Source organism: Acinetobacter pittii (assembly GCF_022449185.1).
GTDB lineage: Bacteria > Pseudomonadota > Gammaproteobacteria > Pseudomonadales > Moraxellaceae > Acinetobacter > Acinetobacter pittii_I.
On record NZ_JAKUKO010000002.1, the window covers coordinates 325,433 to 338,946 of the forward strand.

The window sequence follows — 13,514 nt, forward strand, 5'->3', positions numbered from 1 at the left end:
CCCTACGGGAATCCTTATTGGGTATTTATATTATTGATTTTAATAAAAATAAAATATTTTAAATCTATTTGATACCGTTATATATACCGTCAAAAAAACGAGCTGTAATTTTTAGTATGGTAGGGATTCATTTTAAAAATTATCTATTTTTTTAGAATTTTGATTGTAACAAGAATGTTATCTTTTGTAATCTTGACTATATTTTTTAAAGTTTTGAGCAAAAAGAATGGCTGATTACAAGGAACAATTAGAGCAGCAGGACACAAATAAATTTATTGAGAAGTTTATTGCTGATTTTGATTCAAAAATATTGAAATATCCTGAAAATGGGGAAAAGAACGATTACCTAAGTTTTGAAGAAAGCATTAAATTATTAGACACTCCTCCATACAAATTTAATGATTTGATTATTAGTGGTTCTTTAAAACCATGTTTTCCATGGAGTGGATTTCTTGAAGTAAAAAGAAAGATAAGTGTATACGAATATAGGAAATTATTTTATTCAGACTCTAGTGGTGATGATTTTGCTAACAATTTTATTGAAGAGCCTGATGTTTTAGTTAGAGCTTATGTAAATTTTAATGGTTATGTAAGACCCGTAGAGTCAGCTCACTATCTGAATGCTATTCTTGTTGGTGAGTCTAAAAAAATTGCAATCGAAGATGTATATTTAATTGAAAATCTAACATTGGATTCTATGGTTCACCTTATGGGTAATCATGGTGAACCGCCTAAAAAAGTACTAGGTAAAAAAGAGCTTTTTTGTAGAGATCAAGCGTACAAAATTTATGAGGCTGAGAACAACAATTACATTGATATAAAAAGTTATGTTTTTCTAAAAGATGATATTCAGCAACTTATTGGAAAAAACCAAAATATTGAAGTTGACGATATCAATGAAAAAATTAAAGCGGACTTACTAGCATTAAGAAAAAGGCGAAATGGTCAAGTAGAAGATATAACCACAACAACTAGAATTTATACAGAGGTTCCAAAGCTCATTATTGAATTAGGTTATCAACTTAATGCGTTGCCTCAAGTAAAGCAAATTAACGGTAGAAATGGTCGTGACGGTCTAAGAGTACAAGTGAAGTATCATATGGAACGAAATCATAAAGCACTACATAAGGATTTAATGCGTAATGAGAGTACCTTTAATCAAGTATGGACTGATCTAATGGGGGATATTAAGAAAATAATTATAAATAAATATAAATAAAACAATTAGATGGAATTTATTTTTAGAGTATTTAAGAATACTCTACTTCTTCATACTCCAATTCAAGGTGCATATTTGTTGTGTGGGGTAAGACCTACATATTCTTTAATTAATTTAAGAGACACATATGCAAAGTACCAATATTGGCAATGGTGACAGTTCACTATTGCCTAAAACAGGCTATATCTGCCTAAACGATATGCTTCCACATCTACCTATTAAACGTTCAACTGTTTGGAAGTGGGTTAAAGATGGTCGCTTTCCTGTTCCCGTGAAGATTCATACGCTAACTCGTTGGCGCTGTGAGGTCATTCACAGTTGGTTGAACCAGTATGGAGGCACGGAATTATGACGATGGAGGAGTTCAATAATGAAAAAGGCTATCAAGAGATAGCCCATTCAACTGATGAACAGAACTGCAATTCTGTCCATTCAGAAACTGATCAAATTGAGAGTCAATCAGTACTACATTTTAGCATTGTGAATAAGGGAGGTGAGAAAGAAGATTGTAAAACAGATGATCTAGTTATTGAGGGTGGGGGAAATCAAGTTGTTATCCCTGCTTGTATTAGCGGACCAACTGGAATTGTTAAAAATACTGTAGAAGATATTCCTCAATCAGAGATTATCCAAAATGAATTGCGAGGACTCCACCATTTATTTAAGGTGCGAGGGGAAGAATTCTTGTTTCTGACAGAACAAACTTTTTCAGTGCTCTTTTGCTGGTCTGTCTTAACTCGGTTTTTATCCCTTTACGATGAAATAAATGCTAAAGATTTGTATTTTGCTCCTATCTTGATGATTAATGCTTCAGGATCTGGATATGGCAAGAGTACACTTCAAATGTTTCTAGCTTGGGTGAATGGCATTAATGCTAATGAACGTGTAGCTAATGCTACACCTGCTGGATTAGTGCGGATGACTGATTCATCAAGAGGTCGTCCTGTATTTGCTGATGAAGTAGATGTACTGAAAAATGTCAAAGACTTTACAGAATACTTTAATAGCGGTTTTGAGCGAGATGGTCCAGTTACTGCTCGTGCTAAAGCATCTAAAAGTGTTTTTGGTTTTAAGTGTGTTTCAGGAATCAATATTGCTGAAAAGCTAGAAGTAGCAACAGTCTCACGTTGTATTGTTGTTGAAATGCAGAAAGTACCTAATGGGGTAAATCTCAAGAAGTACAAATATGTCGAGACGGCGGATTTAATCAGCCTTTCACATGCAATAGATGAAGTTATAAAGGATTATTACGATGAAATTTTAGAGTTCATTCAAACATTGAATGTACCGTTAATTGAATATATTGATAATCGCTTAGGTGATGTGTGGGAGGACTTACTAAAAATTTCTATCTTGCTAGGTGAAGATATTTACAACGATGTCACTAACTTTATGTTTCAGTCTGGCTTGGTGAAAGATAAAATTTTGGAAGTTGCAAATATTGATTTCACTAAGGTTAAGTATCCTATCCCACGTGAAAAACATGTTTCTCAAAAGCTTGTAATATTTGATGTGACAGATAAAACTACATGGGGGAACGTACCTACGAAAGTGTTTGTAAAAGCCTGTGGAGATTATCTAGTAGCATCTGATGATCTACGAAAGGGTATTCGCTCCATCGAATTGGAACGGTTTCAGGAAAAGCTTCAGCTTGCTGGGGTGCCAATTACATCTCGACTGATTACGCGGGCATTTAATGCTGAAACTGGTGTGCAAGTGGTTGATAAAAATGTTGATGGTAGTAGTGGTTATCTATTTACAACATTGAATACCATTAATCTAACATCAACTGAGCAACAAATTTATGATGGAATAATCCTTTTACTCAAAGAAAAGCAGCCTTTATAGGCTGCTTTTTTTGTTTGTGGTGTCTATAGTTTTTGTAGTCGGTTTTGAATTAACTCATTAAGCTTAAGGCCTTGATGTAGAGTCATTTCAGATAAAGTTGCTCTGAAATTTGTTCCTTTACCTGTCGCTTTTTTAAACTCTTTTGCTGAAATTGCTTTAAATCCCGTTTTGAAATTAGCAAGTTTTTTAGCATATTTCTCATCGGGTTGCCCTTTATAATCACTTATAATCAAATCACCAGTAGCATTTCCTGAAGCAACAAAACCTACACCACTTTGGTATAAGTAAACTTTATCTCCTTCACGGAGATTTAAAATTAAGTGCTTCCAACCAGTAACAAATGCAGCAGCTTCTTGGTTATTGATCATTTCAAAATGTGCTTCAGGATTGTTACTGTAATTAGTATTCAAAATAAAAACTTTCTGTTTAGTAAAATCGTTAGGTTCACGCTCATCATTGATAGGTAAATTTTCAGTATGTTTTTGAATAAGTTCATGGGTACGCCTAATACCATCCTTAATATACTCATTAATCAAAAAACTTTTAGATTTATCTAAAGTGATCGATAGTTCTTCAAGTTCATTAATTAGAAGGTTGGGTAATCTTATTGACACTGGGGTAGTTGAGCTTTCATCTACTTGGTTAAATAATGCTGAAGCAAGTAAGTCTGGTTTCATAAGAGGTCTATTTTTGTCATTTAATTTGTAATTTATATGTAATACAAATTGTGGTCAATAATATTTAATATAGAAGTTCATATTTAGAAAACTATTGACGTTTACAATAACCAACAATTATCATCTAGTCGCTGACCACATTGTCAGCCGGTCGTCGCAGACCGCTGTAATACCGCATCAGAACTATTTCTTCTGAGGAATGTTCTCGTGTGTAACTATCGTCCCTCGCTCGTTGCGGTAGGACGAGTGAGGGACACCTTCGGGTGTGCTTGTGTATTACCAAGTCTGCGAACCCTTGCTCGTTCTGCCACCATAATCAACGAAGGGACTTTATAATAATGAAACCTAATAAACTAATTTTAGGCGTTATTGCCTGTACATTAGGCGCGTCTATGTATGCTCATCAATTGCATGCAGAGAATAGCTTACAAGTACCTAATAATGGCAACAGCAAAGATAGCCAAACCTATAATCTAGTCTTTATTGATGAACATCAAAAAAGGGTTGATCGTCCTCCACAGCTTGTGCCTTCTAATTTATATAACTCAACGAACACCTTTACCCAAAGTGAAAATGGATACGCTCCTATACCTTATGAATCAATTTTGAGAGCTGTAAATTATGGACAGATCGATTATTGGGTAGAAAAAGGTATTCGTGCTTATCAGCCTTCAGAAAAAACAGGAAAGTTTTTTACATGGAAAGTAAAAGGAACGAAACTTTTTGGTTTAGATGTTATTGGCATTAAGCGCGGTGTTTGTGACATAAGTGGAAATGATAGATGTGGTGATGCAAGTCATACCGTCATTATCTTTGACGCTAGCACGGATAAAATAAGAAAAGAAATCAAAGAAAAAACACGTATTGATTATGGAAATTTAACAACCGATCAAAAGAAATCATATCCATATTTAGGTTCAATTAATTTTGAAGGTAAAGAAAAATCCGCTTTATATTTTTTAAATTAAAGCCTTCAGCGTTATTGATTTTAAATTGATTCCTAAAAATATTTCTAATATTTATCAGAATGATAAATGGGGTTGTTATGAAAGATATAAATGCGGTTGAACCAGTTAGTTTAATTATTCAAAAGCCACCATTGATCAATAGTCCTGTCTTTTTAGGTGCTGTTATTTTCTATACATCCATTATGGGTGTTGGTTTCTTAGTAGAACCAACATATGGTTTGATAGGGCTCTTCTTAATTGCTTTAATTTCTATTTTTAAAATTCTGTTTAAAAACTTTGCACTTATTGTTGGTATGATCGTATTGGGAGTGGTTTGTACGGCTATTCCATTTTTACTCATCATTTATATACCTATCTTAATATTCTTTTTCATCGCGAGATTAGGATACTTTATTGAGCATTGGCGCGTAGTTCTGGTTGGTCTGATTGTTTATTTCTTGCCTGTATTTATCCTTGTACAAGGGATGAAATCACAATCTTTCTTGATATTTCTGATTATTCCAACAATTTTATTTCCAATCGCAATTCATTACTTTTACAAGAACTATGATTATACGGTAGGGAAAATATTAGAGTTGTTTTCAGAAGCACCTATTTTGATCATATCAATCTTATTACCATTTCTGAAACTAGGCTTTTCTGTCGGTGATGCACCTGTAGCGGTGGAAAGTCATGTAATACCTGATGGGCATACAATGCCAACAGAAGCTTTAGCAGCTAAACCAATTAACCCTGTTATGACACCCCTTGTAAATAATGTACCAGTGGGTGTAGAGCATGTTGCTCTTGATCCTGTTACCCCAGTCGTTGTACCTAGTCACATCAATCCAAATTTCAATTTAGATAGCTTTTATCAAACTTTGTCACAAAGTCATCACTTGTTTGGTCAAGCAGGTAGTGAAAATATTATGTCATTTGGAGATAAAGTACAGATTGGTGTAGGTTCAGATCATATTGCGCTGGTCAAGGATGGCTTTCATGTCAATGTTTTGAATAGTGAGGGGCATCAAATTGGAACGATTGAAAATAATTTATCAGGTCACGGTGCACTAGAGATTAAAGATACTCATGGTATGAAAATGGGAGAAATTGAATTCTCTCAAGAGCAAAATACAATTGTGTTTAAAGATGCTCATAATCTTGTTGTAGCCAGTGTTGATCAATCGATTCAATCAGATTTATCTAAGAGCTTCTTACAAGCAGAACTTGATAAAACACAAGCTGCTTTAGATCAACTAGACAAGGGTCAGACTCCTATAGATCAACTAGGGAAAGAGCAAATTCCTGTAGACCAAATTGATCATGCTAATAGTATTAGTCTTGCAATGCTCTCTATTCTGGCAGTAGCTAAAGAGAAAAAGAGTGAAGACTTTGCTCAAGCAGCAATAAAAGATGTTAGTGAGACTGCGACAATTTCAGGTTTAGAAGATAATGTCCAGTTATGTGAATCATCAACATCAAATTTTAAACCTTTGCATTCAATAACATTGGCAAAATACATCGAGGAGCATTGTTCAAGAGAGTTTAGAAAGCATGAAAAAATCTTTGTATCTAAAAGATTTGATGAAATAGATGAAGCAGATTGGAAGATGATTTGTGAGTCATATAAAATTTCTAAAGATGATATAGCTTTTATTGCCTCCACAGCTCTTATATATAAAGGATCAAATGGCTTTCTTATTACAAAAAATGATGTGATCTATGCGCGAGAAACATGGTCGGAACCCGTTGGCTATCATGTATCACAAATTGCTGGTATCAAAAAAGGTGGTTTAACAAATTCGGAGAACAAATTGGATAGTAATAAAGTCTTTATTATTAATTTCGATGAAAGTGGAATGAAGCCAATTTTTAAAGAGTTGAATGAGCTGTTTATGCAATATCGAGAGTTGGTTTGAACTGGTTTTTAAGGAAATGCTTGATGGAAGATGTACTTTATCAAGCATTAAAACTTTAATTATTAGGTTCTAACTTTACATATTGAAATAAAATAAATGAATTAGTATTGAGGGTGTTGAACTTTCGGGTAAAATTATTTATTTTAATAAGTATTTGAAATTAAATAAATAACTTTATGTCAGGGCGCTTGAACCTTCAGGACTTTATTGCGCAAACCTATTGTTAAGGGCTTCTTCATTCAGCAATATAATTTCTGAATGAAGAAGCCTACACCTAAAATTTATCGTATAACCAATTGGCTCTCGTATAGTCGTACTCAATAAATTTACAGAATTAGGCCGACCTCATACCCGAGTTGTAACTTAAATTTGGGTGAGTTGGGGAGGTTTCAAATTATAAATTTTTGTGCAACAAAGCCTACTTGAAATAATAGATATAAAACAATAATGTAAGTCATTGATGGTATTGATTTATGCAAGAAATGGAATTACTTGACAATTACTATAATGAGCTTTGTGAGCTCATTTACAACATCACTTTAGATAAAAGTGGATGGTTCAATTTTTCAAAGAGGCTTTTGAATGTCTTAGATGTATCGTACGTACATATTCAAGCTATAGATTTCACTTATAATGTTCTATCTTATAGTAATGGCGTTGGTGTTTTTCCATTAGAAAATTATGCAGCTGCGGAATTAGATTATTTAAGATATCCAATAGAAGCAGATCCTCGATGGGGTAAATTTTTAGATCCAGATCGAGAAGGATGGTATCAATGCCATACACACGTTACAGATGAATTTGTTAAACAGTCTGATTTATATCAGAAAATCTTATTACCGATTAATTTAAGATATGTTGCTACCCATGAACTACTTTGGGACGAAAAGTTATGCGTATTTTGGAGTATTAGTACTTCTGAACAACGTCAACCACTAAGTTCCCAAGAACTAGAATTCTTGGATCGTCTTATGCCACATTTGAAACGTATCATGCTGGTTAAACGCGAGTTATTTGAGTTTTCTATAGATAATATTGTTGGGTATAATTTGATTGATAAGCTTAGTCAACCGATCATTTTGTTAAATTTGTCAGGTCAAATCATCCATTACAATCAGGCTGCTGATCAACTGTTGAAAGACAATAATCATATACAATCTAAAGATAATAAATTAATTCTACCCAGAGATGATCAAGTTAAATTATCAGATCATTTATATGAAATTGAAGAAATGTTCCGTTATAACCAAGAGCAGCTAAACTCTTGTAAAGATATTCTATTTTCAATATCAAATTCGGATTTAAAATTCACATCGAGTCTATTGGCTTCTGAAAAGGAAATGTCATTTTTTGGCATTCGTCCACTCGTAATGCTTAGTTTTGAGAAAAATGTAGGTAATTTAACGAAAGATAAGAGATCAACTCACTATAAGTTATTAAATGACGATCTAAAGGAAAAATATAAGTTAACAAAACGAGAATTAGAGCTGTGCCATTTGTTTGTAAACGGTATGAATTTAAAGCAAATTGAACAACAAATGGAACTTACACGTAGTTCAATACGTACTTACCTACGAAATATTTTTACGAAAACAGAATGTAATTCTCAGGCCGAATTGATGCATTTTTTAATAGGATTAAGTTCTGATTTTCAATAGGAATAACTTTAATTCAAACAAAGCTTAAATTTTTCTTAAAACATCCTTAAATGAGGATATGTATAAATTATGTGACTCAGTTAACATGAATGTGTGTACGATTTAATTCGGGGGATACACTGATGTTGGCCGAACAAGAAAATAAAGTGATTGGCATGATCTATGAGGCTGCCTTAAATCCAGGGTTATGGCAGGATGTGCTGACAGAAATTGCTGACTTTACAGGAAGTACCACAGCGATTTTTACTGCAACAGACCAGTTAAGTCCTAATTATGATTTTGTATTTACCCACAATATACCACCTGAAAGTATGCTGGCTTATCAGGATGAGCACGTTAAGGTTCTGGATATGCGGTTGCATGCACCGTATTGGATGGAAAAAGGTCTAGGAGATACTGTACTTAATACTTTTGCATCTTATGCTTCAATGCCAGAGGAAAGTGATGAATTTATATTTTACGAAAAATGTGCTAAACCGACCAATGTCAGTCATGTAGCAGCCGTTTTATTAGAGCGTAGTGCCTATAGTTGGGCAGTATTTGCGGTACACCGTTCACCACAATTAGATGAATATAGCGAACAGGAAGAAAAGATATTACAGCGTTTAGGCGTACATTTACGTCGAGCATTACAGATTTATCGTCAGATGACTATATTGCAGGAAGATAAGAAGAATATTTACCAAGTATTAGATCATTTTAAAATAGGCGTAATCTTAATAAATCAGGATTATCGTTTATGTTATACCAATGCAATTGGAAAAAAAATATTTGAAAATTCATCTATATTAGGATTGGATAAAAATAATAATTTAAAGACCTTAAAATTTTTTCAGGAAAAACTAAATCAGCTTATACGTAGTGCCTTGTTTGAAAATGATGACCTGAATAATGAAGCGGGGGGAGTATTGGCACTTTATAATGATAATCGCTCATTAATGTTGAGTGTTTTACCATTTTCAGAAAAAGACGCACAGTATCATCAAAAACAGACCGTTATTTTTGTGACTCAAACCAATCAACCACAATATCTAGCTAAAGATTATCTTATCCAAAAATATAAACTAGCTAAACGTGAACTGGAAGTTTGTGATTTATTTGTCAATGGTCTGAGTTTGGAACAGATTGCCGAACAAATGGACATTACCTATGGTTCTATTCGTGTCTACATTAAAAATATTTTTGCTAAAACTGAATGCTCTTCCCAAACTGAATTGATGCAATTGTTGATGAGTATCACGCTTGAGTTTGAGCATATTTAGTCATCATTTTTATCTTGGTTAGTGATCTTTAATCAAATCCATAAAGCAGTCGAGAGTAAAGGGGAAATATTTCACTACTGTTTTATGGAAAGTGGCTTGGTTTTTGTAGTTAAACTAGATTTTTATGCATGGGGATATTCCCATTTGGGAATGCCTGAGAAATTTTTTAGTGAATATACTGAAGTATATTTTAAAAGGAGATGGAAAATGAAACGTCAAATTTTATTGGGTTTGAGCGTATTAATGATGGCAGGAGTAGTTACGGCTTCTGATTATGATGGAACAGCAACAGGATCGCATTATAGCAGTAAAACCTTAGCTTGTAGTGATGCTCGTACCGAAATTCCTTATGGTGCTGTGCAAGTGGGGGGGTGTTATTGTGATGAACCTGATGATAACGGGCATTTTTGGACTTGTTATGTAGATTATCGTGAAAAATCTTCAAGTAGCAGTCGCTCATCTTCATCTAGCTCAAGCAGCTATTCAAGCGGTAGTAGCTCATACTCAAGTCCAAGTTATACACCGACACCATCATATGGCGGTTCATCAGGTCGTTTTACTCCAACTCAAATACCACGTAATCCTTATGTTTTATCTGGTCAACGTTAAGAATGGGTTTAAGCCATTTATTTCGTAATAAATGGCTTAATTTTAATATGTGGTTTTAGGAGAGAAAATATGAAAATATCAAATATTTTTTTATTATCTTTGATGTGTATTGGTTTTCAAAATATATATGCGGAAGATCGATATTATGTCTGGTGTTCACATCTCGATTTTAAGGCGGAAACAGCAAGTTTTTCTCCTGTTCGTTCTATTAGTATAAAAAATATGAATCAATTTAATAATGATGATTTGGTAAGTAAATATGCAGAAGATATTGGCAGAGCTGGAAGAACTGCCTGTTATGGTGGAAGTGATTATTCCGAAGTGGATGATGGGCGAGATCGTGGAATAAAATTTTCAGAGGATAATCATTGGAAAGTTGTTATTGTGGAGTGAAGTGGATATTTTGAATATTTAAGAAGATTGTATAAGTAAGTGTTATTACAAATTGTAAATTAAATAACCTGAGGTTAATAAATGAAGGAAATATCAAAACTAATTTTGATTGGTGTTTTGAGTGCAATGTTTGGCAATGTTTATGCAGGAAATATATATTACTTTTATTGTATGCATATCACTGCTGATACATCACGAGCCTATTTTTCTCCAGTTAGAACCGTGAATAAAAGTCGTGATGATATCAATACCATAGAACTAGGTCGACAATTTGCTTTAAGTATCAATAAACCAGGAAAAACATCTTGTTATGGTTATGATAGTGATAAAGTAGGTGATGATGATGAGGCGATAGAGGGGAGAGAAAAAGGCATTAAATTTCTAAAAAATAAAGGTCTTGTCGTGAGTAATTCTGATATGCAGAATTTTTCCGATTATGTCAAAAGTTTAAATGATTAATTAGACCTATTGCGCAAGTCGTTATTGCAAGTTGATTCAGTTTATCATTGCAGCAATTAACTTGATGTGTAAACCGATTCTTTTCCGTCTATTTTGATAGTATTCACTTAATATTCTAATTTTTTTCAATTAACTATTAATCTGTTCGATCAAAACTCGTATTTTACAATCATTTTATTTTGCTTTTTCTCAACTTTTATATAGAGGAATATGTACTAAATTTGAAAATAAAGGGTTTTAATTTTAGATTATTTGTTCAAGGATAATAAAAAATGGAAAAGTTAATGGTTTGGATTGCAATTTTAAGTGTGTTAAGTTTTTCGGGATGTAGTTATCATCAACTTTCACATGGAGAAACTAAACCACACGTTAGTTTTGTGAACTTAAGTAATCCAAAAAGTAATGCCACTGATGGTTCTACAATATATGTTTGGAGTCCAAAAAATAATGCTGCGGTAATTAATAAAGAGGGTAAAGGATGTATTCAAGGAGCTGATGTTTTTCATAATGAAGATATAAGCGTAAGTGTAAGTAATAAACTCTTGGAAATAATTAGTGGTGTTGCTGCATCTCCAAATGTTACCGCAGATGATAAATTAGCAGCAATTAATACAGTGAGTAAAATTGTTCAATTGAAAACAAATACAGAGCGAACAAGCTATCTTTCAATTGGTATGTTTGGATTATGCCAGCTATATGTAAATGGTCAATTGTCTAACAGTGACCTTAAAACATTAGTTAATACATTAATTACTGCATCTGCACAGGTGGGGCAAAAAACTGATCTAGCAATAGAAAGTTCTAATACAGCTCCATCAGGCGAAGAGAAGAAGTGAACTCTATGATATTGGATATCTTCATTATATGAGTATGAAACCTTTACTAATAATTATATTGACTCTCATAAGTAATTTTATTTATGCAGATTCCAATATCCAAAGAAGCGATATTTTTGCATTTGATCCAAGTCAGGCGTGTGATGTTGTAACACTTAAATTGGAAAAAATGGAAGCAGCATTAGATGAAAAGAAAATGACTATAACGGAGTTGCTGAAAAGTCTGAGAAGTGCCGCAACACCTACTGCCAAGTATGGAAATATCCTCTTGGATTATCATAGAACGCTAGATCAATTTAAATCTATGAAAAAAGATTATGATCAATTGATTTTAGAAAGAGAAAATCATTGTATGCCCAACTCAAATGAAAAAAGTACAAATTAGAGATGAGAAATCTATTTAAAAGAGTTTTATTAATCATTTCAGTATTTTGTATAAATGGCTTACTTTATGCCAGTCCATCATTAGAAAAAAAGCCAAAACTTTATGCGATTGTGATCGGTATTGGAGAATATCCAAAAGTTAATTTTTCTTCAAAATTCGCAAAAAAAGATGCAAATACTATCTATCAAAAACTAAAAGCACAAGTTGGATATACCTATACAGAAGGAAATATTAAACTTTTAAATCAACCTGAACAAACTTCACATACTTCTATCCAGCAGGCTTTTGAGGATGTGAAATCTAAGATAAAACCCATAGATACATTTGTTATGTTTATTGCAGGTGAGGCTGATCGTGTGGATGAAGAATATTATTTACTCACCTCAAAAACAAAAGATTTTTCAGCAAAACAATTACAAAGTACAGGCTTAAGTGCTACGCAACTAAAAAACTTGATCGCAAATATTCCTACGGCATACAAGCTTATTTTAATTGATACACCCATGAGTGATTCAGTTATGAAAACGACTGACCTATTTACCACTCACAATATCAAAACGTGTAAATCAGGCATGATACTAACTGCTGGGCGTTATGCAATTGATGAAGAATTTAGAGGGCATAGCCTATTTACCTATACGGTACTTGATGCTTTCTCTGGAATCGCAGATACCAATAAAAATAGTTTTATCGAAAGTAATGAACTTGCCCAGTATGTTGCAGCAGCTATTCCAATGATTGCTAAACACGCTTTTAATAGACGACAAACACCCTATATAGACCGATGTGCTGGTAATCTACGGTTTAAGAAAGTTCAATAAAAATTAGAGTGGGGAGACACAATGATGAAACTTTATATAAGCCTTTTAATTTTGATATTTAGTTTTTCTACGTACGCCAAAAATACAACTTTTCAGGATTATCCTGCACCAGCCTATGTAGGTAAAAATCAGCCATTAAAACTGACTGCGCAAAGTCAAAAATATCGAACTTTATTTAAACAAATGTCACAACAACAGCCCAACTTTGCAGGGCACTATGTCATGGAAACTGTCGGTTGCGGTGGAGGATGTAGCTTTGCTATCGCCTACAATGCGAAAACAGGGCAGAGCTTTATATTTCCCCATACCTTTGCTGATTGTTATAGTAAAGAAAAAGGCTTTAAACAAAATGATATTTTTTTTAAAAAAGATAACCGTTTAATCATTGCTGTGGGTAGTCGTTATGGGGATCAAGAAAAGTGTGAAACAGTATACTATCTTGTTGAAAATGCTCAGTTCAAGGAAATTTTTAAAAAATAGA

At 33.4% G+C, this 13,514-nt stretch carries 15 protein-coding genes; 14 read left to right on the forward strand and 1 reads right to left on the reverse strand.

What is annotated here, in order from left to right; translation table 11 throughout:
• Positions 1-226 precede the first annotated feature (226 nt).
• The 3 genes from MKX14_RS07530 to MKX14_RS07540 all read left to right on the forward strand — a co-directional run bounded on the left by MKX14_RS07530 (position 227) and on the right by MKX14_RS07540 (position 3,067).
• Positions 227-1,219: a hypothetical protein gene (locus MKX14_RS07530; protein ID WP_240282175.1), complete on the forward strand. Its 993-nt coding sequence runs from the start codon at positions 227-229 to the stop codon at positions 1,217-1,219.
• Positions 1,220-1,346: 127 nt separating this feature from the next.
• Positions 1,347-1,571, forward strand: a complete 225-nt coding sequence (locus tag MKX14_RS07535) for a helix-turn-helix transcriptional regulator (RefSeq protein ID WP_240282176.1) — start codon at positions 1,347-1,349, stop codon at positions 1,569-1,571.
• Positions 1,568-3,067, forward strand: coding sequence for a hypothetical protein (locus tag MKX14_RS07540; RefSeq protein ID WP_033854111.1), 1,500 nt, complete (start codon positions 1,568-1,570; stop codon positions 3,065-3,067). Before MKX14_RS07535 ends, MKX14_RS07540 begins: the two co-directional genes overlap by 4 nt.
• Positions 3,068-3,090: 23 nt before the next feature.
• Here MKX14_RS07540 and MKX14_RS07545 read toward each other — a convergent pair whose 3' ends face one another.
• Positions 3,091-3,744: a hypothetical protein gene (locus MKX14_RS07545; RefSeq protein ID WP_033854112.1), complete on the reverse strand. Its 654-nt coding sequence runs from the start codon at positions 3,742-3,744 to the stop codon at positions 3,091-3,093.
• A 338-nt stretch (positions 3,745-4,082) separates the two neighbouring features.
• On the opposite strand from MKX14_RS07545, the gene MKX14_RS07550 reads away from it, so the two are divergent.
• From MKX14_RS07550 to MKX14_RS07605, 11 genes are all read left to right on the forward strand, one after another.
• Positions 4,083-4,712 (forward strand): hypothetical protein, encoded by a 630-nt coding sequence (locus MKX14_RS07550; protein WP_240282177.1) that lies wholly within the window; start codon positions 4,083-4,085, stop codon positions 4,710-4,712.
• Positions 4,713-4,789: 77 nt separating this feature from the next.
• On the forward strand, positions 4,790-6,610 hold the full coding sequence (locus tag MKX14_RS07555; RefSeq protein WP_240282178.1) for a hypothetical protein: 1,821 nt from the start codon (positions 4,790-4,792) through the stop codon (positions 6,608-6,610).
• Positions 6,611-7,092: 482 nt separating this feature from the next.
• Positions 7,093-8,268, forward strand: a complete 1,176-nt coding sequence (locus tag MKX14_RS07560) for a helix-turn-helix transcriptional regulator (RefSeq protein WP_430622873.1) — start codon at positions 7,093-7,095, stop codon at positions 8,266-8,268.
• Between the two features lie 122 nt (positions 8,269-8,390).
• Positions 8,391-9,530 carry a helix-turn-helix transcriptional regulator gene (locus MKX14_RS07565; protein ID WP_240282180.1) on the forward strand — a complete coding sequence of 380 codons (1,140 nt, stop codon included), beginning with the start codon at positions 8,391-8,393 and terminating at the stop codon, positions 9,528-9,530.
• A gap of 207 nt (positions 9,531-9,737) precedes the next feature.
• The gene (locus tag MKX14_RS07570) at positions 9,738-10,139 is read left to right on the forward strand and encodes a hypothetical protein (RefSeq protein WP_240282181.1); all 402 of its coding nucleotides are present in this window, start codon (positions 9,738-9,740) and stop codon (positions 10,137-10,139) included.
• 69 nt (positions 10,140-10,208) lie between these two features.
• Complete coding sequence (locus MKX14_RS07575; protein ID WP_240282182.1) at positions 10,209-10,532, forward strand: hypothetical protein; 324 nt, start codon at positions 10,209-10,211, stop codon at positions 10,530-10,532.
• Between the two features lie 81 nt (positions 10,533-10,613).
• A complete protein-coding gene (locus MKX14_RS07580; RefSeq protein ID WP_240282183.1) occupies positions 10,614-10,991 on the forward strand; it encodes a hypothetical protein in 378 nt (125 codons plus the stop codon).
• 272 nt (positions 10,992-11,263) lie between these two features.
• On the forward strand, positions 11,264-11,827 hold the full coding sequence (locus MKX14_RS07590) for a hypothetical protein (protein ID WP_240282184.1): 564 nt from the start codon (positions 11,264-11,266) through the stop codon (positions 11,825-11,827).
• A 28-nt stretch (positions 11,828-11,855) separates the two neighbouring features.
• Positions 11,856-12,212, forward strand: coding sequence for a hypothetical protein (locus MKX14_RS07595; protein WP_240282185.1), 357 nt, complete (start codon positions 11,856-11,858; stop codon positions 12,210-12,212).
• 2 nt (positions 12,213-12,214) lie between these two features.
• Positions 12,215-13,033: a caspase family protein gene (locus MKX14_RS07600; RefSeq protein ID WP_240282186.1), complete on the forward strand. Its 819-nt coding sequence runs from the start codon at positions 12,215-12,217 to the stop codon at positions 13,031-13,033.
• Positions 13,034-13,054: 21 nt separating this feature from the next.
• Positions 13,055-13,513: a hypothetical protein gene (locus MKX14_RS07605; protein ID WP_240282187.1), complete on the forward strand. Its 459-nt coding sequence runs from the start codon at positions 13,055-13,057 to the stop codon at positions 13,511-13,513.
• The last annotated feature ends 1 nt before the right edge of the window (position 13,514 follow it).

What these genes read in the sequence shown, in the direction of transcription:
- MKX14_RS07555 (WP_240282178.1), top strand. Translation starts at nt 4,790, where the DNA reads ATGAAAGATATAAATGCGGTTGAACCAGTTAGTTTAATTATTCAAAAG.
- MKX14_RS07595 (WP_240282185.1), top strand. Translation starts at nt 11,856, where the DNA reads ATGAGTATGAAACCTTTACTAATAATTATATTGACTCTCATAAGTAAT.
- MKX14_RS07565 (WP_240282180.1), top strand. Translation starts at nt 8,391, where the DNA reads ATGTTGGCCGAACAAGAAAATAAAGTGATTGGCATGATCTATGAGGCT.
- MKX14_RS07530 (WP_240282175.1), top strand. Translation starts at nt 227, where the DNA reads ATGGCTGATTACAAGGAACAATTAGAGCAGCAGGACACAAATAAATTT.
- MKX14_RS07575 (WP_240282182.1), top strand. Translation starts at nt 10,209, where the DNA reads ATGAAAATATCAAATATTTTTTTATTATCTTTGATGTGTATTGGTTTT.
- MKX14_RS07605 (WP_240282187.1), top strand. Translation starts at nt 13,055, where the DNA reads ATGATGAAACTTTATATAAGCCTTTTAATTTTGATATTTAGTTTTTCT.
- MKX14_RS07550 (WP_240282177.1), top strand. Translation starts at nt 4,083, where the DNA reads ATGAAACCTAATAAACTAATTTTAGGCGTTATTGCCTGTACATTAGGC.
- MKX14_RS07570 (WP_240282181.1), top strand. Translation starts at nt 9,738, where the DNA reads ATGAAACGTCAAATTTTATTGGGTTTGAGCGTATTAATGATGGCAGGA.
- MKX14_RS07580 (WP_240282183.1), top strand. Translation starts at nt 10,614, where the DNA reads ATGAAGGAAATATCAAAACTAATTTTGATTGGTGTTTTGAGTGCAATG.
- MKX14_RS07590 (WP_240282184.1), top strand. Translation starts at nt 11,264, where the DNA reads ATGGAAAAGTTAATGGTTTGGATTGCAATTTTAAGTGTGTTAAGTTTT.
- MKX14_RS07600 (WP_240282186.1), top strand. Translation starts at nt 12,215, where the DNA reads ATGAGAAATCTATTTAAAAGAGTTTTATTAATCATTTCAGTATTTTGT.
- MKX14_RS07535 (WP_240282176.1), top strand. Translation starts at nt 1,347, where the DNA reads ATGCAAAGTACCAATATTGGCAATGGTGACAGTTCACTATTGCCTAAA.
- MKX14_RS07560 (WP_430622873.1), top strand. Translation starts at nt 7,093, where the DNA reads ATGGAATTACTTGACAATTACTATAATGAGCTTTGTGAGCTCATTTAC.
- MKX14_RS07545 (WP_033854112.1), bottom strand. Translation starts at nt 3,744, where the DNA reads ATGAAACCAGACTTACTTGCTTCAGCATTATTTAACCAAGTAGATGAA.
- MKX14_RS07540 (WP_033854111.1), top strand. Translation starts at nt 1,568, where the DNA reads ATGACGATGGAGGAGTTCAATAATGAAAAAGGCTATCAAGAGATAGCC.